21 protein-coding genes and 1 tRNA gene are annotated in these 21,774 nt (G+C 35.1%); 14 read left to right on the top strand and 8 right to left on the bottom strand.

What is annotated here, in order from left to right; genetic code table 11:
- Positions 1-37: 37 nt before the first annotated feature.
- Both OA85_RS15230 and OA85_RS15225 read left to right on the top strand, forming a co-directional pair.
- Complete coding sequence (locus tag OA85_RS15230) at positions 38-2,569, top strand: PIG-L family deacetylase (RefSeq protein WP_039110681.1); 2,532 nt, start codon at positions 38-40, stop codon at positions 2,567-2,569.
- A 123-nt stretch (positions 2,570-2,692) separates the two neighbouring features.
- Positions 2,693-4,420: a sodium:solute symporter gene (locus OA85_RS15225; RefSeq protein ID WP_039110680.1), complete on the top strand. Its 1,728-nt coding sequence runs from the start codon at positions 2,693-2,695 to the stop codon at positions 4,418-4,420.
- Between the two features lie 67 nt (positions 4,421-4,487).
- On the opposite strand, the gene OA85_RS15220 is transcribed toward OA85_RS15225, so the two are convergent.
- From OA85_RS15220 to OA85_RS15200, 5 genes are read right to left on the bottom strand one after another with little or no spacing between them, the layout of a single operon-like run.
- Positions 4,488-5,333, bottom strand: a complete 846-nt coding sequence (locus OA85_RS15220; protein WP_039110679.1) for a DUF2911 domain-containing protein — start codon at positions 5,331-5,333, stop codon at positions 4,488-4,490.
- A gap of 50 nt (positions 5,334-5,383) precedes the next feature.
- A complete protein-coding gene (locus OA85_RS15215) occupies positions 5,384-6,058 on the bottom strand; it encodes an HAD family phosphatase (protein WP_039110677.1) in 675 nt (224 codons plus the stop codon).
- Between the two features lie 47 nt (positions 6,059-6,105).
- Complete coding sequence (locus OA85_RS15210) at positions 6,106-6,822, bottom strand: ThiF family adenylyltransferase (RefSeq protein WP_039110676.1); 717 nt, start codon at positions 6,820-6,822, stop codon at positions 6,106-6,108.
- A gap of 25 nt (positions 6,823-6,847) precedes the next feature.
- Complete coding sequence (locus OA85_RS15205; protein ID WP_039110675.1) at positions 6,848-7,504, bottom strand: TatD family hydrolase; 657 nt, start codon at positions 7,502-7,504, stop codon at positions 6,848-6,850.
- Positions 7,504-8,106, bottom strand: a complete 603-nt coding sequence (locus OA85_RS15200) for a DUF1684 domain-containing protein (protein WP_039110674.1) — start codon at positions 8,104-8,106, stop codon at positions 7,504-7,506. The genes OA85_RS15205 and OA85_RS15200 overlap by 1 nt, the downstream gene beginning before the upstream one ends.
- 96 nt (positions 8,107-8,202) lie before the next feature.
- Here OA85_RS15200 and OA85_RS15195 point away from each other — a divergent pair, with 96 nt between their 5' ends.
- From OA85_RS15195 to OA85_RS15180, 4 genes are all read left to right on the top strand, one after another.
- The gene (locus tag OA85_RS15195) at positions 8,203-9,420 is read left to right on the top strand and encodes an MFS transporter (protein ID WP_039110673.1); all 1,218 of its coding nucleotides are present in this window, start codon (positions 8,203-8,205) and stop codon (positions 9,418-9,420) included.
- 298 nt (positions 9,421-9,718) lie between these two features.
- Complete coding sequence (locus OA85_RS15190) at positions 9,719-10,087, top strand: BlaI/MecI/CopY family transcriptional regulator (protein ID WP_039110672.1); 369 nt, start codon at positions 9,719-9,721, stop codon at positions 10,085-10,087.
- Between the two features lie 70 nt (positions 10,088-10,157).
- Complete coding sequence (locus tag OA85_RS15185) at positions 10,158-12,011, top strand: M56 family metallopeptidase (RefSeq protein WP_039110671.1); 1,854 nt, start codon at positions 10,158-10,160, stop codon at positions 12,009-12,011.
- A gap of 72 nt (positions 12,012-12,083) precedes the next feature.
- Positions 12,084-12,224 carry a hypothetical protein gene (locus tag OA85_RS15180; RefSeq protein WP_039110670.1) on the top strand — a complete coding sequence of 47 codons (141 nt, stop codon included), beginning with the start codon at positions 12,084-12,086 and terminating at the stop codon, positions 12,222-12,224.
- On the opposite strand, the gene OA85_RS15175 is transcribed toward OA85_RS15180, so the two are convergent.
- Positions 12,221-12,733: an adenine phosphoribosyltransferase gene (locus OA85_RS15175; RefSeq protein WP_039110669.1), complete on the bottom strand. Its 513-nt coding sequence runs from the start codon at positions 12,731-12,733 to the stop codon at positions 12,221-12,223. The genes OA85_RS15180 and OA85_RS15175 overlap by 4 nt on opposite strands.
- Positions 12,734-12,836: 103 nt before the next feature.
- On the opposite strand from OA85_RS15175, the gene OA85_RS15170 reads away from it, so the two are divergent.
- Positions 12,837-12,910, top strand: a tRNA-Arg gene (locus OA85_RS15170).
- Between the two features lie 117 nt (positions 12,911-13,027).
- Here OA85_RS15170 and OA85_RS15165 read toward each other — a convergent pair.
- Together OA85_RS15165 and OA85_RS15160 are read right to left on the bottom strand one after the other, a co-directional pair.
- Entirely contained in the window at positions 13,028-14,056 is a 1,029-nt protein-coding gene (locus OA85_RS15165; RefSeq protein WP_039110668.1) for a rod shape-determining protein, read from the bottom strand.
- Between the two features lie 768 nt (positions 14,057-14,824).
- On the bottom strand, positions 14,825-15,736 hold the full coding sequence (locus OA85_RS15160; RefSeq protein WP_039110667.1) for an AraC family transcriptional regulator: 912 nt from the start codon (positions 15,734-15,736) through the stop codon (positions 14,825-14,827).
- A 197-nt stretch (positions 15,737-15,933) separates the two neighbouring features.
- Between OA85_RS15160 and OA85_RS15155 the strand changes: the two genes are divergently transcribed.
- The 7 genes from OA85_RS15155 (at position 15,934) to OA85_RS15130 (ending at position 21,727) form a co-directional block, all read left to right on the top strand.
- Positions 15,934-16,785, top strand: a complete 852-nt coding sequence (locus OA85_RS15155; RefSeq protein ID WP_039110666.1) for an aldo/keto reductase — start codon at positions 15,934-15,936, stop codon at positions 16,783-16,785.
- 51 nt (positions 16,786-16,836) lie between these two features.
- Positions 16,837-17,388 carry an aldo/keto reductase gene (locus OA85_RS17720; protein ID WP_255350542.1) on the top strand — a complete coding sequence of 184 codons (552 nt, stop codon included), beginning with the start codon at positions 16,837-16,839 and terminating at the stop codon, positions 17,386-17,388.
- A complete protein-coding gene (locus OA85_RS17715) occupies positions 17,385-17,969 on the top strand; it encodes an aldo/keto reductase (protein ID WP_255350541.1) in 585 nt (194 codons plus the stop codon). The genes OA85_RS17720 and OA85_RS17715 overlap by 4 nt, the downstream gene beginning before the upstream one ends.
- A 37-nt stretch (positions 17,970-18,006) precedes the next feature.
- Positions 18,007-18,486: a nuclear transport factor 2 family protein gene (locus OA85_RS15145; protein WP_039110665.1), complete on the top strand. Its 480-nt coding sequence runs from the start codon at positions 18,007-18,009 to the stop codon at positions 18,484-18,486.
- Between the two features lie 33 nt (positions 18,487-18,519).
- Positions 18,520-18,960 (top strand): nuclear transport factor 2 family protein, encoded by a 441-nt coding sequence (locus OA85_RS15140; RefSeq protein WP_039110664.1) that lies wholly within the window; start codon positions 18,520-18,522, stop codon positions 18,958-18,960.
- Positions 18,961-18,970: 10 nt separating this feature from the next.
- The gene (locus OA85_RS15135; protein ID WP_039110663.1) at positions 18,971-20,584 is read left to right on the top strand and encodes a carboxylesterase/lipase family protein; all 1,614 of its coding nucleotides are present in this window, start codon (positions 18,971-18,973) and stop codon (positions 20,582-20,584) included.
- 63 nt (positions 20,585-20,647) lie between these two features.
- Positions 20,648-21,727, top strand: coding sequence for an alpha/beta fold hydrolase (locus OA85_RS15130; protein WP_039110662.1), 1,080 nt, complete (start codon positions 20,648-20,650; stop codon positions 21,725-21,727).
- Positions 21,728-21,774 lie beyond the last annotated feature (47 nt).

Here is a 21,774-nt window from a genome sequence, read left to right as displayed (position 1 = left end):
CCTACATTTGAAGCTATTGCAAATTAAATTTAAAATAATGCAAAAAAAACACCTGCAAGCGATTCTACTATTCCTTTTTTGTTTTCAAATAGCAATCGCTCAACAACCTCAAAAATTAAATTCTGTTGAAATTTATAATCAAATTCAAAAACTTAATTTTTTAGGTTCAGTTCTTTATATAGCTGCTCATCCTGATGATGAAAATACCCGCTTGATTTCTTATTTATCAAATGAGACAAAAGCAAGGACCGGCTACTTATCCTTGACGCGCGGTGATGGAGGGCAAAATTTAATAGGTCCGCAATTGCGCGAATTATTAGGAGTAATAAGAACTCAAGAACTTATAGAAGCCAGAAAAATTGATGGTGGCGAACAATTTTTTTCCCGTGCCAATGACTTTGGTTTTTCTAAAAATCCAACTGAAACATTAGAAATTTGGGACAAACAAAAAGTACTCTCAGATATAGTATGGGCTATTCGAAAATTTCAACCTGATGTAATCATCAATCGGTTTGACCATCGCTCTCCAGGAACTACACACGGTCATCATACTGCATCGGCAATGTTGAGCGTAGAAAGTTTTGATTTAGCCAATAACCCAACCATTTTTCCGGAACAATTAAAATTAGTGCAGCCTTGGCAACCTAAACGTCAGTTTTTTAATACCTCATGGTGGTTTTATGGTAGCAAAGAAAAATTTGATGCCGCTGATAAATCAAATTTGATGGAGATGCAAATAGGCACTTATTTTCCATCAATTGGAAAATCAAATCAGGAAATTGCCGCTTTAAGCCGCAGTCGCCATCAATCACAGGGTTTTGGAAGTACCGGAAGTCGTGGTGAGGAAACCGAGTATTTAGAATTTATAAATGGCGAACCATTAAAAAATAAATCTTCAATTTTTGAAGGAGTTGACACGAGTTGGAACCGTGTAAAAGGCGGAAAACCTATCGGAGAATTATTGACAACCATCGCTTCTCAGTTTGATTATACAAATCCTTCGGCCAGTATTCCAAATTTGGCGAAAGCCTATACGATGATGCAATCTTTAGACGAAAAGCATTGGACCACATTAAAATCTTCCGCAATAAAAGAAATTATTGCTGCTTGTTCCGGATTGTATCTTGAGGCAGTTGCCCAAAATCAGGAAGCAACTCCTGGCAGCATTGTAAAACTAAAACTTGAAGCAATAAATAGAAGTACTATTCCGATGCAATTAATGAGTGTAAACACTTTGCCGGAACAGAAAAACACGCCTCAAAATTCAGCTTTAAATACTAATATTTTAAAAAACATCAACCTCGATTTACAATTACCGACAACAATAGCATACACACAACCGTATTGGTTAAAAGAAAATGGAACAGTAGGAATGTACACGGTGGATGATCAAAAAAACATTGGAATTCCTGATATCATTCGGGAAGTGAAAGTGGTTTTTAACATGCAAATCAATGGAATTGATATTCCTTTTGAGCGAACCGTTGTCTATAAATACAATGATGGCGTAAAAGGTGAAATGTATAATTATTTAGATATTGTTCCTGAAATAACCACCAGTATTCTGGATAAAGTAGCCCTTTTTAAGGATAACAAAAATAAAACTGTAGCAGTAAAAATCAAAGCTGGAAAAGATGCTGTAAAAGGTAATTTACAACTAGACTTACCGAGTAATTGGATGGTTTCTCCAAAATTAATTCCTTTTAATTTAGAAAAAAAGGGAATGGAGCAAATCGTTTATTTTGAGGTAACTCCACCAAATAAACCCAATGAAGCTGTCGCCAAAAGTATTGCTGTCATTGACAATACACAATATGATAAGGACCAAATCATAATCGATTACAATCATATTACCAAGCAACAAGTTTTGAAACCTGCCGAAGCAAAGTTTATCAAACTGGATTTAAAAACGAATGAGGAACGCATTGGTTATATTATGGGAGCCGGCGATGAAGTTCCAAAAAGCTTATCGCAAATGGGTTATAAAGTAACACTTCTAAAACCCGAAGAAATAACTCCTGAAAAACTAGCTAATTTTGATGTAGTGATGACTGGAGTTCGAGCTTATAATACGGTTAAATTACTGGCAAACAAACAAAGTATTCTTTTTGATTTTATCAAAGAAGGAAAAACAATGATTGTACAATACAATAACCCAAATGATCTTGTAACCCCAAACATAGCGCCTATCGCCCTAAAAATTTCTGGCGACAGGGTTACTGAGGAAAATGCTGAAGTTCGATTTTTAGCACCAAATCATCCTATAATGAATTTCCCAAATAAAATCACTTCAAAAGATTTTGAAGGCTGGAAACAGGAACAAGGATTGTATTATCCTAATGAATTTGATAAAGCCTTCACTCCTATTTTATCATCAAATGATAAAGGGGAAACACCAAAAGATGGTGCTTTGTTAGTCGCTCCTTATGGAAAAGGATATTATATTTATACCGGTTTAAGTTTATTCAGAGAATTACCTGAAGGAGTTCCAGGCGCTTTTAGATTAGTATCAAATATGATTTCGCTAAAATCGCCCGTGACCATTCCTGCACAAAAAATCAAGAATTAAAACAATTCAAAAATGGAAACAAAAAAAATAAAAACCTGGAAGAAAAACTATACATGGGTTCTGGTAGCTAACGCCATCTATATTTTGATTTTTTTTCTAATAATGGAAATATACTCTTAAACTATGCAACTATTTGATTGGATTGTACTTATAGTAACTTTACTATTTATTGTAATTTATGGCGCTTGGAAAACAAAAGGAAGTAAAAATGTAGAAGACTTTATTCTGGGCGGTAATGAAACGCCTTGGTATGTGGTTGGTCTTTCGGTAATGGCCACACAAGCCAGCGCAATTACTTTTCTTTCAACTCCTGGGCAAGCGTATCATGACGGAATGGGATTTGTACAGTTCTACTTTGGATTGCCAATTGCCATGGTGGTTATTTGTGTCACGTTTATCCCAATATACCACAAATACAAAGTCTATACTGCTTATGAATATCTCGAAAAAAGATTTGATTTAAAAACACGCTCACTTGCCGCGATACTTTTCTTATTTCAAAGAGGTTTGGGAACTGGTTTAACCATTTACGCACCAGCTATCATTTTGTCCGCAATATTGGGTTGGAACCTTACCATAATGAATATTATTATTGGTTTGTTGGTAATCATATATACCTTTTCCGGAGGAACGAAAGCGGTAAACGTAACTCAAAAACAACAAATGTTTGTGATTATGTCCGGAATGTTAATCACCTTTTTTCTGATTTTACATTATCTGCCAAATGATATGACTTTTAGTAATGCTATGCATATTGCTGGTGCAAATGATAAAATGAATATTGTTAGTTTTTCAACTGATCCAGAAGAAAAATACACATTTTGGAGCGGAATAACCGGAGGTTTTTTCTTGGCATTAGCGTATTTTGGTACCGATCAATCTCAGGTAGGACGTTATTTATCAGGAAAATCAGTTCGAGAAAGCCAAATGGGATTGATTATGAACGGGCTTTTAAAAGTACCGATGCAATTCTTCATTTTGCTTACCGGAGTTATGGTTTTTGTTTTTTTCCAATTCAATCCAGTCCCTTTGAATTTTAATCCAAACAATAAAATAATTGTTGAGAAATCCCAATACAGAGGCGAATATCATGTTTTAGAAAAAAAACTAGATGCACTATCCGAAGATAAAAAAGTGATTAATTTATTGTATATCGATCAACTCAATCAGGATTATGATAATCCGATTCTTCGAAAAGAATTGGTAGCCTTATCTAATAAAGAAAAAGATTTGAGAGATCGTGCCAAAGAAATTATCCTAAAAGCTGATATTCATAGTGAGACCAACGATAAAGATTATGTGTTTTTTCACTTTATCCTTAATTATTTACCCAAAGGACTTATTGGTTTATTGCTTGCCGTGATTATTTCTGCAGCCATGTCATCTACAGCTTCCGGACTGAATGCATTAGCATCGACTACAGCGATTGACATTTACAAACGCAATTTAAAGGAAGAAAAATCAGAAAAGCATTATCTTAATGCGACGAAGTTTTTCACACTGGTTTGGGGAATTATTGCTATTCTTTTTGCTTGTATAGGAACGTTATTCGAAAATTTAATCCAATTGGTAAATATCATTGGTTCTATATTTTACGGCACCGTTTTAGGGATTTTCTTGGTTGGCTTTTATATCAAACAAGTTCATGCCAAGGCTATTTTTAGCAGCGCCATTTTTAGCCAATTAACCATTTTCATAATCTATTATTTCGCCATTTATATTTACCCGAGCGGAGAAGAAAAACTGGGGTATTTATGGCTCAACTTTATTGGTGCGATGTTAACTATTGTGATTTCTTTGCTCTTACAATGGACCATTTTCAGAAAGCAAAAAGAATTAGTTATTGATTAGCGAACACAAAAAAATCCCGTCAGGAAATAATCAAGACGGGATTTTTTTTATTAAAGAAAGCGAAGATTTATTTCTTACTCCACTCTGCTATGCTTTCTTTATTCATTTTAACATAGTCTTGATTTTTAGCAATTTCAGCAGCAGCAAGTGAAACTTTAGCCGTTTCAATAGCTCCTTTTTTATCCCCTTGTTTGGCTTGAATCAAAGATTTCAAACGGTAATAATAGAATGGTTTATCTTGATTCATATCTAAAGCTTTATCAACATAAGTTCTTGCTTTAGTAATATCACCATTGGATTGAAATAAAAATTGTGCTGCAGAAAAATAATCTCCGGCAGTTGGACCTGCTAATGCTTTTTCTATGTTAGCAGTTGCCGTTTTTTGAGTAGGAACCTCAAATTTTAAAGCAGCATAAGAATTCTCCCAATACAATTCTAAAAAAGCAAAATTATTATCTAAATTACTTATTCCTAAAGTGAATGTTTCTACCTTTTTGGATAATGTTTCTGGTTTAACAGTAGCTTTAAGGACCACATTAGCCTCATTCCATTCTGCTGGATTTCCCCAATTATCAGTAGTTTTATAAAAAATTATATCCCAACTTTCAATTTTAGGATTAGTATACAAAGCATATTTTCCTTTTTTCAAAGTTTTACCATCAATAATCACATCATCACTAAATGATATCGTTGTGTTTTCATTTGCTCCAGTTCTCCATACTTTTCCAAAAGGAACCAAATCACCAAAAACGGCTCTTCCTCTGGCACTTGGTCTTGAATAATTAATCTCTACATCTGTCAAGCCTACTGTTTGGCTGATTGTAGCTCTTGGGCTGGCTTGAGGCGTTTTCACTTGGGCCTCAATCGTAAAATTTGCAATAATGATAGCAAATGCAATTAGAATATTTTTCATAGTATTAGTTTTATGTTTTCCAAATTTACAAATTCAGGTATTCTTAAATGTTAATTATTCCTTAATTTGGAATCAATGTTTTTCACTTCATCAAAACCTAATTCATTGAAATGATTGATTACTACGTCAGCTTCCGATAAATCTTGGTCTTTTGAATGAATACTATTGTAACCAACACAAAAAATACCCGCAGCTTTTGAAGCTTTAATTCCGTTAGTGCTGTCTTCAATCACGATGCAGTTTTCTTTTGGAGCAATCGATAAACTAGCAGCATGCTCAAAAATGGCGGGATGCGGTTTTGATTTTGGAAAATCTTCTCCACTCACAACATGGGTGAAATATTCATGTAGCTTAAAGCGACGAAAAACACGCTCGATAGTAACTTTTGAAGCTGAGGAAGCTAAAATTAATTGGATTCCGTTTTCGTGTAATTCTTTGATTAAATTTTCAACACCTTCTAATAATTCTAAATCTTCTTTGCTATCAAAAGCATCATTGAAAATAGATCTTTTTCTCAAAATTAAATCTTCTACATCATGTTCAAGATTAAATTTTTCCTTCAATTTCTGGAATATATTCCGAGTGGAATTTCCTGTAAATGACGTATACAAGTCTTCAGTGACAGCAATATTCAATTCATCAAATTGTTTGAAATAAGCATAACGGTGTACTGGTTCTGTATCGACAATTACACCATCCATGTCGAAAATTACTGTTTGTATCATTTTTTTTTTAGTTTTTTGAAATCTGCTTTCTGTTATCTGCTACCTGATTACTCTTTTTTAAGTAAATACCGAATCACCGTTTCTGCAGCATATAAACCAAATAAACCTGGCATATAACTGTTCGTTCCGTAAAACGATTTTTTAAAATTAGAACCATCTGTCATTTTTAAACTGGATTCATCTTGAATTTCAGAAGAAAAGACCACTTTCAATTTATCAATTTTCACTTCTTTTAATCGTCTTCTGATTGTTTTTGCGAAGAAACAATTCACGGTATTTGTAATATCGGTCACTTTTACTTTAGAAGCTTCCATCTTACCGCCAGCACCCATACTGCTTATGATTTTCACTCTTTTTCGTTTGGCTGCAATAATCAAATTCAGTTTTGGAGTTACACTGTCAATACAATCCAAAACATAATCAAATTCTTCCGAAATAATCTCGAAGGCGCGCTCCGGTGAAAGAAACTCCTGCACGCGGGTCAATTTCAATTCTGGATTAATATCCATCAATCGGTCTCCTACTACGGTAACTTTGGGTTGTCCTACAGTAGAATGCAAAGCAGGCAATTGTCGGTTTATATTGGTAATATCAACTACATCGCCATCTACAATTGTCATTTTCCCCACTCCTGCTCTTGCCAAAAATTCGGCGGCAAAAGATCCTACACCACCAAGTCCTACGACTAATACATTTGCATTTTGCAATTTATTTAAACCTTCTTTTTTAAATAAAAGTTCGGCTCTTTCTGTCCACTCTGCCATAATAAAAGTTTATTCGTTAATTTGGTTATCTGTTTATTTGTTTAAAAATAGTATCAAAATTACTATTCACCTGTTTTTGAATTTCTTCTACTGAAACTCCTTTGTATTTTGCTGCCAATGCATAAACGGTAGCCAAACTTTCTTCTGCAGTATCCGTTTCCAAGAAAAATCGATCATTCGGCATGCTTTTAAAAACGGTTTCCAGCTCGGGGTTTAACAATAAATATTTCCCAAACGAAATATAAAATCCGTTTTCCAATAACTGTTTCGCTAACTGTTCACTTTTGGAAAACCCGTGAATTAGTATTGGAACCGTAATATTCAATTTTTTTGTAATCTCAATCAATTCCTGAAAAGCAGCAACACAATGAATCACAACTGGTTTCTGATATTTCTGTGCCAAAAGCAATTGCTTTTCGAAAACCGACTGCTGTAATTCCATTGGAACTTCAATACGTTTGTCCAGTCCGCATTCCCCCATTGCAAGGCAACCCGGTTCTTGTAATTGGCGCTCGATTATCGCAAAATCAGATTCCAATCGTTCTTCAACAATAAACCAAGGATGAATTCCAATAGAATAAAATGGAATTGTTGCATCAAATTCCCATGGGTATTGATTCACTAACTCCAACACATCAGGCTGATTTGTGAATTTATGCGTATGTAAATTAAAGAACTTCATTAGTCGTGAAATTTTTTAACTCCGGCTTTTATTTCGATATTCAAATCGTTTTCCAAAGGCACTTTTGGACAGGAATATTTATGACTATAAGCACAATACGGATTATACGAAGTATTAAAATCTATCGCAATTGTATCCCCTTTTGGGATTCTCAAATCGATATATTTCCCTCCAATATAACTTTCATTCCCCGAAGTCAAATCAGAAAAAGGTAAAAATAAATAGTCTTTATAGGAAGCTTTTTTCGAAAGTTCAATATTCCTGTACACATTCAATTTTAATTCTTTTCCATCAAGCGTAAAAAAAACTTCTCCGTATTTCACATACAAAGGTTTTCTGTCCGTCGAGGTTTTCATCTCAAATGGTTTTTCTTTTTTTGTTCTTATAAATTTAGCAATCACAAAAAAATGTTCATTCACTGGATAAAAATCCAACGCTTTAAATACAGCCAAATCTTCGGTTGTCAAAGGACTCGTTTTCACATCTGCATATTCTGTATTTAAATCCTTTTGAAATTTGGCAACAGCCGAAACATCGAATTGCTCTTGGCTAAAGCCAAAATTGAACTGCACTAAAAAAAACAAAGCGAATAGTGTTCTCATTTTTATAATTTTAAGCAAAAATAGTTTAAAAGTTACAATGCTACAAAGACGCATCGCTACAAAGTTTTCTACCTTTACAAAATTAGAACTTTATATATGCTCCAAACCGCTTTTCAACGCTACATTAACAATTTTAAAGGATTCACAAGAGAAGTATGGATTCTTACCTTGATTACTTTTATCAATCGCGCTGGCACGATGGTTTTGCCTTTTCTATCTAAATATTTGAAAGAAGATTTACAATTTTCCTACGCTCAAGTAGGATGGATTATGGTCGCTTTTGGTTTCGGATCCATGTTGGGCTCCTGGCTGGGTGGCAAATTATCTGATAAAATTGGGTTTTATAAAATCATGATTTTCAGTTTATTTACCAGTGGAATCCTATTATTCTTAGTGCAATACATCCGTACCTTTTGGGGATTGTGCATTGGAATGTTTGTCATCATGACCGTGGCCGATATGTTTCGTCCCGCCATGTTCGTTTCCCTAGGAACGTATGCTAAACCTGAAAATCGCACCAGAGCATTGACTTTAGTACGACTAGCAGTTAACTTAGGTTTTACTGCCGGACCTGCTTTGGGAGGCTTAATCATCATGAATTTGGGATATAGTGGCCTTTTTTGGGTAGATGGAAGCTCTTGTATCGTTTCTATTTTGATTTTTGCATTATTGGTAAAAGAACGTAAAAAACCTGCTGATTTAAACACCATTAATGATGAGACCGAAATACCTGCTTCCGTTTTTAAAGACAAAATATTCTGGATATTTCTCTTTGTATGTTTTGCCACAGCCATGCTATTCTTTCAACTTTTTACCACTTTACCCTTGTATCACAATGAGAAATTTGGACTTACAGAATTTCAAAGCGGACTTTTATTATCCTTGAATGGATTATTAATTTTCTTTCTGGAAATGCCTATAGTCAGTTTCAGCCAAAGAAAAGGTATTAAAAAACTCAAAATTATCCTTTGGGGTTGCGTACTCATGTCCATTAGTTTTTATCTCCTTTTGATAAACACTTGGGCGGGAATATTAGTAATCAGCATAATTATAATCACTTTTGGGGAAATGTTCATCTTTCCTTTCTCCAATTCTTTTGCTTTAAGCAGAGCTCCAAAAGGGCATGAAGGACGGTATATGGCGTTGTTTACCATGAGTTTTAGTTTAGCTCACATTGCGAGTTCCAAAACTGGACTGGAACTCATCGGGCATTTTGGTTACCAAACCAACTGGTTTTTTATGGGCAGCTTAGGAGTTCTTTCCGTGTTAGGTTGTATTTGGCTGCAAAAACTCGTTCAAATAGAACAAAAATAATCCTATTTTAATACTTTGGGCGTGACCGCCTTGATAAAAGGGGCAAACTAACTAGATGGTTAAACTGCCCCTTTTATCAAGGCGGTCGGGCTATACGCGCTACTTTGGTAGCTTGCTCCTATCCCTCACGCAAACTCATTTTCAAAACAATCTCCCTGAAAATCAGTAATTTTATCTTTCCAAAAGAACTTGATAAACAAGTCAAAATAAATTAAAAACTAAAAAATTAGTTAAATAACTATATTTATAGTTGTGTAACTAAAAATATAGTTTTACATTTGATTCAAATAAAAAAATCATGCAAAAGTTAACCAATAAAGAAGAAGAAATCATGCACATTTTATGGAAGCTCAAAAAAGCTTTTGTAAAAGAAGTCATGGCCGAAATTACTGAAGAACAGCCTCATTACAACACGCTCTCTACCATTGTGCGCAATCTGGAAGAAAAAGGGTTTGTTTCTCACAATGCCTTTGGGAACACCCATCAATACTACCCTATCGTTAGTTTAGAAGAATACAGAAAACGTTTCATGAATACGGCAATCGACAATTACTTTAATAGTTCGTATAAAAACATGGTTTCCTTTTTTGCTAAAGAAGAGAAAATTTCTGCAGCCGAATTACGAGAGATTCTGACCATGATTGAAAATCAAAAAGAAGAAAAATAATTCTTTATAAAGAGCAGTTTTATAACCGCAGAAAAAAGTAAAAACTAGAATAAAATATAATATATAGCGTATGGAAGCACTGTTTATTTATCTCATCAAATCCAGTGGACTAATCGTCCTATTTTATTTAGCTTATTTTTTAATGCTGCGAAAAGAAACCTTTTTCACAAGCAATCGTTGGTTTTTATTGGCTGGATTAATTACTTCCGTTCTTTTACCATTTGTTTTTATCACAAAAATAATCTGGGTAGAACCAACTACGACCCCTATAAATTGGTCAAATGTTCCTATGAAGAATTATACGGAAGAAAAAACATTCGAAGATTATTTACCAATGCTTACAGCTCTTGCTTACGGAATAGGAATACTGCTTTTATTGGCCAAATTTGCCTTTGATTTTTATAGTTTGAATGCTGTTCTAAAAGGGAAATCCATTCAACAACAAGCCGATTTTAAATTTATAGATACTAAAGAAAATGTAGCTCCATTTTCTTATTTCAATACCATCGTTTATAATTCCGCTTTATACACCGCTTCCGAATTAGAAAATATTTTAGAACATGAAAAAGTACACAGCGAACAAAATCATACCATTGATGTGTTGATTTCGAGATTGTTTTGTATTGTATTTTGGTTCAATCCGTTCATTTGGCTATACAAAAAAGCAATTTTACAAAACCTTGAATTCATTGCAGACAACGAAGCCACAAAGAAAATATTCGACAAAAAAGCCTATCAAATCACGCTTTTAAAAATAACAACACATGAGAATTGTGTTGCCATCACCAATCATTTTTATCAATCATTAATCAAAAAACGAATCGTTATGTTAAACAAAAATCAATCAAAAAAATGGAATTCCTGGAAGTATGCTTTAGTACTTCCATTATTAGCGGCATTTGTACTCTCCTTCCAAATTAAAACTATTGCGCAGGAAAAAACGAATCAGAATGCGTCAAAAAGTGTACTGGATGTAGTTACTACTATTAACAAGAATTTTTCAGATGAAGAATTAAAAAAGAAAGCTGAATTTTTCAAAAAAGAATTTAATTGCAATTTAGTGTTCTCTGAAATAGAACGTAATTCAAGTAATGAAATCACAGGAATAACAGTCAATTACAATGGAAATTTATACGGTAATGGTACTTACAAACAACATAGCTCGAATGCAATCAAAGATATTTACATCAAGCATGATGGATCAGGAAAAATTGATATCACTGATGCTGAAATTGATGCGAAAATTAAAAATGATAAAATAACGGCATCACCAGATAAAGTACTTTCTATTGACAAAGAAATTTTCATTAATGGAGAAAAAGTAAGTCAAAATGATATGGATAAATTAGATCCTGATGAAATTGAACGCATGGACGTAAATAAAAAAAATAACCAACAAGAAATCAGAATAGTTACAAAAAAATTCCACAAAACAATTACTGAAAATGACATTTATATCAATGGCGAAAAAGCAGATAAAAATGAATTGTTACAATTAGACCAAAATACAATTGACAAAATGGATGTCAATAAAAAAGAAAAAACAATCCATATTATAACCAAAAACAGAACGTATATTCAGGACAAGAATATGCCAGTTCCTCCAGTGCCACCTACTCCTCCAGTTATGAAATTTAAAGCTCCTGTCGCTCCTGCATTCCCAAAAGCACCCAAAGTTCCAAAAGGAGATCCTGTAAATGGAGATAAAAAAGCATGGAAAGAGTTTGAAAAGAAAATGGAAGACTATGACGCTAAAATGAAAAAACTAGAGCCTCAAATGGAAGCTTTTGACAAACAAATGGCTGAATTTGATAAACAAATGGAACCGTTCAATAAAGAAATGGAAGCTTTTGATGAAAAAATGAAAATTTTTGATAAACAAATGGAAGAATATCAGTCCAATTTGGATAAAGAAAATAAATAATTCTACAACTAATCAAAGAAAAGACGGTCTTGATGAAGACCGTCTTTTTTATATCTTTGAAAAAAATTACCTATGTTTAAAATCTTAGCCCAAATTAACAAAGTCATTCTTCCAAGTTTCACCAAACAGCGATTGGATTTGGTGAAAGCCAAAAAATGGCAAATGGCAATTATTGGCTATAGATATTATGTAACAACCCGCGCTTTGGATTAATACGTAATTGCTGCAAAAATGGCATTACCCTTAATTTTTGCTCTTCCATTTAGAAAAGCCAGTTCCATAAGGAAATTGCATTGTACAATTTCACCACCCAATCTTCCTACCAACTCACAAACTGCTTTAGCCGTTCCTCCAGTTGCCAAAACATCATCGTGAATTAGAATCCTATCACCTTTTTGAATCGCGTCAACATGAATTTCTAAAGTATCCGTTCCATATTCTAAATCATAGGTTGCTGAAATGGTTTCGTAAGGCAACTTGTTCGGTTTTCGAACCGGAATAAAACCAACATTTAATTCTTGTGCGATAAGCATTCCAAAGAAAAAACCTCGACTCTCCACTAATATTACCTTGTCTATTTTTTTATCTTTAAGTGATGAAACCAATATTTCAAGGCATTTATTCCTTGCTTCGGGATCAATTAGCAAGGGAGTAATGTCTTTAAATAAAATTCCTTCTTTTGGAAAACCCTGAATATCACGTAAGTAATTCTTAAGTGGCATATTTTTTTATTTTTTTATAAATTTAGACTTGCAAATTACACAATTATACCTATATTTGCACCCGCAATAAGGCGCTTTAATAAGCCCTTCAATAGCAAAAAAAGGCCTTGTGGCGCAACTGAATAGCGCACTTGATTACGGCTCAAGAGGTTACTGGTTTGAATCCAGTCAAGGTCACAAAACTAAAATCCCATTTCTAACGAAATGGGATTTTTTTTTGTCTTTTTCAGTATATACAACAAATTTTTGTTGGATCAGATGTAAAAACTCAATTGTACGGATGCAATAACGAACTTATTTTATCAGTACACTTCTATATTTAGGTATGTTTTTTAAGACAGCACCAGTGCCTCTAACCACTGCTCTTAAAGGATCTTCTGCAATAAAAACTGGCAAATCCGTCTTCTGCGAAATCCTTTTATCAAGACCGCGCAACAATGCCCCTCCTCCTGCGAGATACAAACCCGTATTATAAATGTCCGCAGCCAGTTCTGGTGGTGTCAATGAAAGCGTTACCATAATCGCATCTTCAATTCTCTGTATAGATTTATCCAAAGCTCTTGCGATTTCCCTAAAGGCAATCCTGACCTCCTTAGGTTTCCCGGTAAGCAAATCCCTTCCACGAACCGTTATGTCATCAGGAGCTTCCTCGAGTTCTTCCATTGCAGCGCCAACATCAATTTTTATTCTCTCGGCAGAAGCATCTCCAATATACAAATTATGCTGCGTTCTCATATAAAACAATATATCATTGGTAAAAACATCTCCAGCAATTTTTATAGATTTGTCACAAACTATCCCTCCAAGGGCAATAACCGCAATTTCTGTAGTCCCTCCTCCTATATCAACGATGATATGTCCCTTGGGCTGCATCACATCTAAACCAATTCCAATAGCAGCAGCCATAGGCTCATGAATTAAATACACTTCTTTCCCATTTACCCGCTCACAAGACTCCTTTACGGCTCTCATTTCCACTTCGGTAATACCACTAGGAATACATACAACCATTCGCAGTGCAGGAGTGAAAAAATTTTTCTTTAATTCAGGTATATTTTTTATAAACCAGCTGATCATTTTCTCTGAGGCATCAAAATCTGCAATAACCCCGTCTTTTAGCGGCCGGATTGTTTTAATATTCTCGTGTGTCTTCCCCTGCATTAAACTGGCCTCTTTACCTACCGCAATAATTTTCCCATTTCTAATATCTCTGGCCACCATAGAAGGGCTATCCACTACTATTTTTCCGTCATAAATTATTAAAGTATTAGCCGTCCCTAAATCCATAGCTATTTCCACTATCATAAAATCAAATAAGCCCATAATATAGTTTTGCTTTTAAAAACGTTATTGTTGCTGTTTTATTCTCTATAAAGATGAAAATACCCCGAAGAAGATGGATGAGACCTCAAGCAACAGCTCAGAGTGGTATACTTTTAAAGTTCGCTCAGTCCGTAAAAAGCAGCTCTAAAGGATGTGTGGCAGATGTGGCACTTTTCAACTTGCTCATACTTATCAGAGATAACCTATTTGTACAGAGATAACGTAAAAACCGAAACCATTATTAAGTTCTTATTAGAATCCCCTAAATTTATTCATTACATATGCTTTAGAGATATTCGAATCATAATAATTTACAACATGACATTCCTACTTCAATAGTCAGTTCTACTCAATTTTTTAAATCAGCTAAAAAAGGTTCGAAAATTGTCCCGATAGGGGCACAAAACCGCCAAAATATACTTTCATGTATTTTATCGGTAAAAAAATGATATTCAGTTACTTATATAATTTATAGGTAACAATTGATTTTTTTAATATTTCGGATTGAATTTTAGGTTAAATCGCTCCAATTAAATATTTTTAAGATTAAACAATTGATTTGTAGCTTTCTATAATTAAAAATAAACTTAATTTTCTTGTAAAATAGCTAACAAAGGCATGTTTTATAAAAAAGTGATTGTAGAAGCAATTTCTAATCTAATATTCGAACTACCAAAAGAGACGGATTCATAAATATTCTATCAACTTTTTTCTTGTTATCTTAATACCTATACATACATCTTGTTAACTCATTATAAAATAAGATTTTTAATTCAAACTTCTATATTCATTAGGAGTATACCCTACTCGTTGTTTAAACAATCTAGAAAAATGCTGAGGGTATTTAAAGCCCAACTCATAAGCGATTTCGTTTACGGTCAAATTATCTACTAAAATTTTGTCTTTTGCTATATCAATTATTTTAATTTGAATGTATTCTTGAGCAGATTTACCTGTTTCCTTTTTTATTAAATCACCAAAATAGTTGGCTGACAAATGTAGTTCATCAGCACAATAGGCAACTGATGGAAGCCCAATAGTACCTGGTTTATCAGAAGTGAAATAGGTATTTAGCACTTCTTCAAATTTTTCTAATATTCCTTTATTAATATTTTCTCTCGTTATAAATTGTCTATCATAAAATCGCTCGCAATAATTTAAAAACAATTCGATATTTGAAGCAATAAGTTTCTTACTATGCTTATCAACTCCAAGTTGCAATTCTAAGTGGATTTTTGAAAAAGAGTCTAAAACAATTTGTCTTTCGCGTTCTGATAAATGCAGTGCTTCATTTGCATTGTAACTGAAAAAATTATAATCATTCATGCTTTTAAAAAGAGAAGTACCATGTATTAAATCAGGATGAAACACTAAGGCATATCCTTTTGGTTGATATACTTTACCATCAGTCTCTACTTCCATTATTTGACCTGGCGCAGCAAAAACCAATGTACCTTCTTGATAGTCATAGTAATTACAACCATAACGCAGATCACCACATTTTATATCTTTCAAAAAGATGCAATAAAAGCCATAATAAATTCGAACAGTCTTTTCGCCACCCCATGATCTTTCGTTTGCTTTTGAAAAATCAATAACACTTATTAATGGATGTAACGTTTCGCAATTGTTAAATGCATTATATTCACTAATTGTATTAAACTTGACTACTTTGTTCATGATAATTTTCATTTTATAATACAAATTTATGTATTTAGATATATCAATTACCATATAGTAAGCACAATAAGTAATATTGGTAGAACAATCCGTAATCCATATACCAAAAACCTTCTCATCAGATCGGAAATTTGCATTGTAGTATAAGTTATCCTAATCACTTGGGAAATTTATAAAAACCATAAAATTAAAGAATCATGCAAAACATAAAATTAAACAACGGAGTAGAAATGCCAATTTTAGGATTCGGTGTCTTCCAGATTCCAGATGCTGCCGAATGTGAAAAAGTAGTATTAGAAGCTATCAATTGTGGGTATCGTTTAATCGATACAGCTGCTTCTTATATGAATGAAACTGCAGTAGGCAGTGCTGTTAAAAAAAGCGGAATACCAAGAGAAGAACTTTTTATTACAACCAAACTTTGGCTACAAGATGCCGGTTATGAAAACACGTTGAAAGCATTTGAAAAATCCTTAAATAAGTTGCAGTTGGATTATCTGGATTTATATCTTATTCATCAACCTTATGGCGATGTATTTGGATCTTGGAGAGCTATGCAGGAACTGTATAATCAAGGCAAGATAAGAGCTATTGGTGTTGCAAATTTTCACCCGGACAGAGTAATGGATTTGATTTCTAATAGTGGTTTTACTCCAGCCATCAACCAAATTGAAACACATCCGTTTCTCCAGCAAACAGAAACACAGAAATTCCTTCAGGAAAACAATGTGCAAATTCAGTCTTGGGGACCTTTCGCAGAAGGAAAAAATAACATTTTTCAAAATGAAATTTTAATTGCTATTGGCGCTAAATATAATAAATCGGTTGCTCAAGTTATCCTTCGTTGGTTAACTCAAAGAGGCGTGGTTGCTATTCCAAAATCAGTTAGAAAGGAAAGAATGGAAGAGAATTTCAATATTTTCGATTTTGAATTATCAGCAGATGATATGCAGATGATTCATACTCTGGATACTAAAAAAAGTTTGTTTTTTGACCACAGAGATCCAAACATGGTAAAATGGTTGAGTGAAAGAAAGCTAGATCTGTAAACCACATTCAAATAATAACTAAAATTGTTATCCAATTTAATAAATTCAAATATGAATCGTAGAAATCTTTTAAAAACCGTAGGACTAGCATTAGCTGGAAGTGCCATACTACCTTTTGATTCATCAGCTAAAACTATAAAACCAGAAGATAATCATTTAAAAAATGACAATCTTCAACCATTGTCCAACAAGCGAAAACTTGGTGCGACTCTTGAAGTTTCCAGCATTGGACTCGGTGTTCAGAACATGAGCCGTACGTATCAAACTACAATTCCTTCTCGTCCTGAAATGCACAATATTATTCGAACTGCATTTGACAAAGGTGTTACCCTATTTGATGCAGCCGAGGCTTATGGTCCTTTTGAAGTGGAACGAATTCTTGGAGAAAGTATAGCGCCTTTCCGTGATAAAATAGTCATCGAAACCAAGTTTGGTTGGAATATTGACCAAGAAACAGGCGCCCGATTACCAGGATTAAATAGCCGACCTGAACACATCAAAATTGTAGTGGAAGGAATGTTGAAAAGACTTCGTACGGACAGAATAGATTTATTGTATCAACATCGTGTGGATCCGCAAGTTCCTATTGAAGATATAATTTGATAAAAGAAGGCAAAATATTGCATTACGGGCTTTCCGAACCGGGACCGCAAACCGTAAGACGAGCACATGCCGTTCATCCTGTTACTGCTATTCAAAACGAATATTCTTTGTTATGGCGTGGGCCTGAAAAAACAATTATTCCACTTTGTGAGGAACTCGGCATTAGTTTCGTTCCTTGGAGTCCACTTGGCGTGGGATTTCTAACCGGAACTATTGATGCAAATACGCGTTTCGCTCAAGGTGATATCCGTGGAAATGAGTCTCGTTTCTCGCCAGAGAATCTACCTAATAACTTGAAAATCGTAGATTTATTAAAAAACTGGGGGACACAAAAACATGCTACTCCTGCTCAAATTTCGCTGGCTTGGCTACTGGCACAAAAGCCTTGGATTGTTCCAATACCAGGCACGACACAGCTGGCTCACATGCTGGAAAATATAGGAGCTGAAAATGTAAAATTTACCCAAGCTGAATTAAAGGAATTCAATAAACAATTGGATGCTATTCAAATTTTGGGTGAACGATTACCTGCCTTTGTTCAAGCTTTTTCTGATGTGGAAGCACCATTAAAGAAAAAATAACAGAAGTCTTATAAATACAATTTAACTTTAAATTCATATGAAAACATTAATTACGGGACTGCTTATAATAATAAGTTTACAATGTTCTTTTGCTCAAGAAAACAAAACAAGTAGTGTTGCTAAGGCTTACACAGTCGCTGAACAAGAAGTTATTCAACTATCTAAAGATAAATGGCAATGGATGGCCGATAAAAATGTCGATAAACTTGAACGACTCTTTGACAACAAATCAAAATTTGTCCATATGAGTGGCACTTGGAAAAAGGATGAGGAACTCGACATTATTAAAACAGGTAGGATTTGGTACAAAAATGCTAAAGTCCATGATGTAGCAATAGAAATTTTCAAAAAAACAGCAATCATTTGGAGCCGAATTACGCTTGAAGCTAATGTCCGTGGGAATGATGTTGTGACTGAATTTACTGTAACAGAAATCTATCAAAAACAAGGTAAGGATTGGAAATTGTTAGGCCTAACATTCAGCAGTGTTCGAGATACACACCAGATTCAGAAATAATAATAAAAATACATAATACTAAAATTTACTACTATGAAAAAATCATTTTTTGGACTACTTCTTCTAATTTTATTTACAACTAATACTTTTGCACAAAATGCAGTTGAACAAGAAATTATTCAGCTTTCTAAGCAAAAATGGCAATGGATGGCTGATAAAAATGTTGATCGTCTCGCTACTTTGTTTGATGATAAATCTGTTTTTGTCCACATGGGTGGAAGTTGGGGTAAAACCCAAGAGATTAACATTATTAAAAGTGGCGGAATTCATTACAAGAAAGCTGACATCCATGAAGTATCTGTAAATATAATTGGCAATACCGCCATACTTTTAAATAAAATTACATTATTAGCAGTAGTTGGAGGGAATGAAGTAACCAATCCGTTTATTGTAACGGAAGTATATGTTAAAGAACATGACGGTTGGAAACTCGGCTCACTGTCGTTCACTAAACTCATGACACCAGAACATTAATAATTATCAAGTGAAAAAAATAGTAATAAGTTTAGCAATTATTTTTAGTTGCAGTTTAGATGCGCAACAAAAAGTTGACAATGCTTCTCGGGAAGCATCACCAATAGTCAAAACAGCTTCAGGATCATTACGTGGCGTAACTGAAGGTGGTGTTTCAGTCTTCAGGGGGATTCCCTTTGCAGCTCCGCCTGTCGGTGAATATCGCTGGCGTCCGCCACAAGCCGTAAAAGCTTGGAAAGGAGTTCGAGATGCAAGCAAATTTGGACCAAATTGTGCTCAAGCGGGATGGGGTGCTGCTCCTGGGTCAATTTCAGAGGGTTCATCGGAAGATGGCCTGTACCTCAATTTGTGGCTACCTGCCGGCACTAAGCCGGGAGCAAAGCTGCCAGTTATGGTGTGGATCCACGGTGGTGCTTTCGTATTTGGCAGTGGTTCCCAACCTGATTTTTCAGGAGTCCAATTTGCCAAACAAGGCGTCCTCCTCGTGACCTTTAACTACCGTCTCGGACGCCTTGGCTTTTTTGCGTTCCCTGCGTTAAGTAATGAGCATCCTGAAGAGCCTAAAGGTAATTATGCCTATATGGACCAGATTGCCGCACTCAAGTGGGTAAAGGAAAACATTGCCGCTTTCGGAGGTAATCCGAAAAATGTAACCATTTTTGGTGAGTCTGCGGGTGGCGTTTCAGTACATTCGCTTCTGACCATACCCGCAGCAAAAGGCCTTTTCCAAAAGGCAATCATCGAGTCAGGCGGTGGCCGCGATGGTGTTCTTACCGGAAGACCAATACATGACGCGAATTCCGACCGGCATTACCCCGTTTCAGCAGAAACGATTGGAAAAAACTTTGCGCACAAACATGGAATCGAGGGCACGGATGCAGCCGCATTGGCGAAGCTTCGCTCCCTTAGTGTAGCCGATATTGTAGATGGAGGACAGGAAACCGATGGCCCCGGAGGTTTACCTATCTATTCTGGTCCGATTCTCGACGGTAAACTGGTTGTTGAAACGGCAGAGAGCGCCTACAAAGGAGGTAGACAGGTCAGTATTCCACTTCTCATCGGCTCGAATAGTGCAGAAGTTCCAGCAGGTTTTGTTAATGCAAAATCTAAGGAAGAATTACTGTCTAATTTCGGAAACCTGAATAAAGAAATTGAAGCAGCATACGATCCTGATGGTAAGACCGATTTAGCCAAGATGCTTACACTTGTTAATACCGATAAAGTTTGGGCAGAGCCAGCCCGTTTCACAGCCAATGCCTTTGTTGCCAAGGGTTCTCCAGCTTATCTCTATCATTTCGCATATGTACCAGTCTCATTGCAAGAAATGTTGCGTTATGGTGCACCACATGCATCTGAGATTCCATATGTATTTAACAATCTTATAGAACGTAATGGATTCACAGTTATGCCAACAGACAAAGAGGTTGCCAGAATGATGAATGTTTATTGGGTTAACTTCGCCAAAACTGGCAATCCAAATAGTAAGGGATTACCGCTATGGCCTATATACAACCCAGAGAAGAACGAGGTTTTCGAGTTCAAACAAGATGGTTCGGCAGGCAATATTCTCGATAAAAGAAAAACAAGATTAGATGTTATGAAGATGGCAGCAGAAAAACCGTAGCTTAAAGAAAGGTATGAAGTAGTAAAAAATAAAGTTTGAATAAACCCCTAAGATAAATGAATCATGAATAAGAAAATAACTATCGTTTTGAGTGTCGCATTTTTGTTGCTAATAACTAGCCCTTCACTGCAGGCACAAAAAGCAAATAAGCAAAAACCTATGATACTCTCAGAGCAAGGAAGTTTTGCTGTTGGAGGAACCATCATTACCAATCCTGGCACATTCGATCCATATAAACCCACTGCTGAAGGACAAACTTTTAGTGGAGACCACGCCTATGTTTTTTATCAAATTCCAGTAAATGCCCGTAAGTTTCCTTTGGTAATGTGGCACGGCATAGGTCAGTTTTCTAAAACATGGGAAACCACGCCCGACGGACGAGAAGGGTATCAAAACATTTTCCTTCGCAGAAACTTTCCTGTTTATGTTATTGATCAACCAAGAAGAGGTAATGCTGGCAGAAGTACTGTAGCAGCTACCATTAATCCAACACCTGATGAACAGCAATGGTTTGATGTTTTCCGTGTAGGGGTATGGCCCAATTATTTTGAAGGTGTCCAATTTTCTCGGGATTCAAATACACTCAATCAATACTTTCGATCTATGACACCAAACATTGGTGCTATCGATAGTAATGTTAATTCGGATGCGATTTCAGCATTATTCAATAAAATAGGTCCTGCAATTTTGGTTACACATTCCCATTCTGGTGGTATGGGATGGCTCACTGCTTTAAAAAATCAAAACGTCAAAGCAATAGTGTCTTACGAACCAGGTAGTGGATTCTTATTTCCTGAAGGTGAAGTACCATCACCTTTAACAAGTTCGGCGGGATCGTTAGAAGCAAGTTCGGTTCCGATGAAAGAATTTATGCAACTTACTAAAATACCTATTGTTATTTATTATGGCGATAATATTCCTGAAAGTCCCTCAAACAATCCCGGGGCAGACGGATGGAGAGTACGTCTCCAAATGGCACGTTTATGGCGAGATATAGTAAACAAATACGGTGGTGATGTAACCGTAGTACATCTTCCTGAGGCAGGCCTCAAAGGAAATACACACTTTCCGTTTTCAGATTTAAATAATATACAAGTGGCTGATTTAATGGCAAGATGGTTAAAAGAAAAAAAGTTGGATTAATTAATAAATACAACCTATAAAAAACCCTAACAATAATTCAGTTGAAA

Origin of the sequence: Flavobacterium sp. AED (assembly GCF_000812945.1) — a bacterium.
In the GTDB taxonomy this organism is placed as follows: Bacteria; Bacteroidota; Bacteroidia; order Flavobacteriales; family Flavobacteriaceae; genus Flavobacterium.
The sequence above is the reverse complement of the archived record's forward strand: the minus strand, read 5'-3'. Positions and strand labels throughout refer to the sequence as shown.

Excerpts from the sequence above, each read along its gene's own strand:
- OA85_RS15220 (WP_039110679.1), bottom strand. The coding sequence starts at position 5,333 with ATGAAAAATATTCTAATTGCATTTGCTATCATTATTGCAAATTTTACG.
- OA85_RS15225 (WP_039110680.1), top strand. The coding sequence starts at position 2,693 with ATGCAACTATTTGATTGGATTGTACTTATAGTAACTTTACTATTTATT.
- OA85_RS15185 (WP_039110671.1), top strand. The coding sequence starts at position 10,158 with ATGGAAGCACTGTTTATTTATCTCATCAAATCCAGTGGACTAATCGTC.
- OA85_RS15210 (WP_039110676.1), bottom strand. The coding sequence starts at position 6,822 with ATGGCAGAGTGGACAGAAAGAGCCGAACTTTTATTTAAAAAAGAAGGT.
- OA85_RS15130 (WP_039110662.1), top strand. The coding sequence starts at position 20,648 with ATGAATAAGAAAATAACTATCGTTTTGAGTGTCGCATTTTTGTTGCTA.
- OA85_RS17720 (WP_255350542.1), top strand. The coding sequence starts at position 16,837 with ATGAATCGTAGAAATCTTTTAAAAACCGTAGGACTAGCATTAGCTGGA.
- OA85_RS15230 (WP_039110681.1), top strand. The coding sequence starts at position 38 with ATGCAAAAAAAACACCTGCAAGCGATTCTACTATTCCTTTTTTGTTTT.
- OA85_RS15215 (WP_039110677.1), bottom strand. The coding sequence starts at position 6,058 with ATGATACAAACAGTAATTTTCGACATGGATGGTGTAATTGTCGATACA.
- OA85_RS15175 (WP_039110669.1), bottom strand. The coding sequence starts at position 12,733 with ATGCCACTTAAGAATTACTTACGTGATATTCAGGGTTTTCCAAAAGAA.
- OA85_RS15140 (WP_039110664.1), top strand. The coding sequence starts at position 18,520 with ATGAAAAAATCATTTTTTGGACTACTTCTTCTAATTTTATTTACAACT.
- OA85_RS15155 (WP_039110666.1), top strand. The coding sequence starts at position 15,934 with ATGCAAAACATAAAATTAAACAACGGAGTAGAAATGCCAATTTTAGGA.
- OA85_RS15160 (WP_039110667.1), bottom strand. The coding sequence starts at position 15,736 with ATGAACAAAGTAGTCAAGTTTAATACAATTAGTGAATATAATGCATTT.
- OA85_RS15145 (WP_039110665.1), top strand. The coding sequence starts at position 18,007 with ATGAAAACATTAATTACGGGACTGCTTATAATAATAAGTTTACAATGT.
- OA85_RS15165 (WP_039110668.1), bottom strand. The coding sequence starts at position 14,056 with ATGGGCTTATTTGATTTTATGATAGTGGAAATAGCTATGGATTTAGGG.
- OA85_RS15190 (WP_039110672.1), top strand. The coding sequence starts at position 9,719 with ATGCAAAAGTTAACCAATAAAGAAGAAGAAATCATGCACATTTTATGG.
- OA85_RS15180 (WP_039110670.1), top strand. The coding sequence starts at position 12,084 with ATGTTTAAAATCTTAGCCCAAATTAACAAAGTCATTCTTCCAAGTTTC.
- OA85_RS15195 (WP_039110673.1), top strand. The coding sequence starts at position 8,203 with ATGCTCCAAACCGCTTTTCAACGCTACATTAACAATTTTAAAGGATTC.
- OA85_RS15205 (WP_039110675.1), bottom strand. The coding sequence starts at position 7,504 with ATGAAGTTCTTTAATTTACATACGCATAAATTCACAAATCAGCCTGAT.
- OA85_RS15200 (WP_039110674.1), bottom strand. The coding sequence starts at position 8,106 with ATGAGAACACTATTCGCTTTGTTTTTTTTAGTGCAGTTCAATTTTGGC.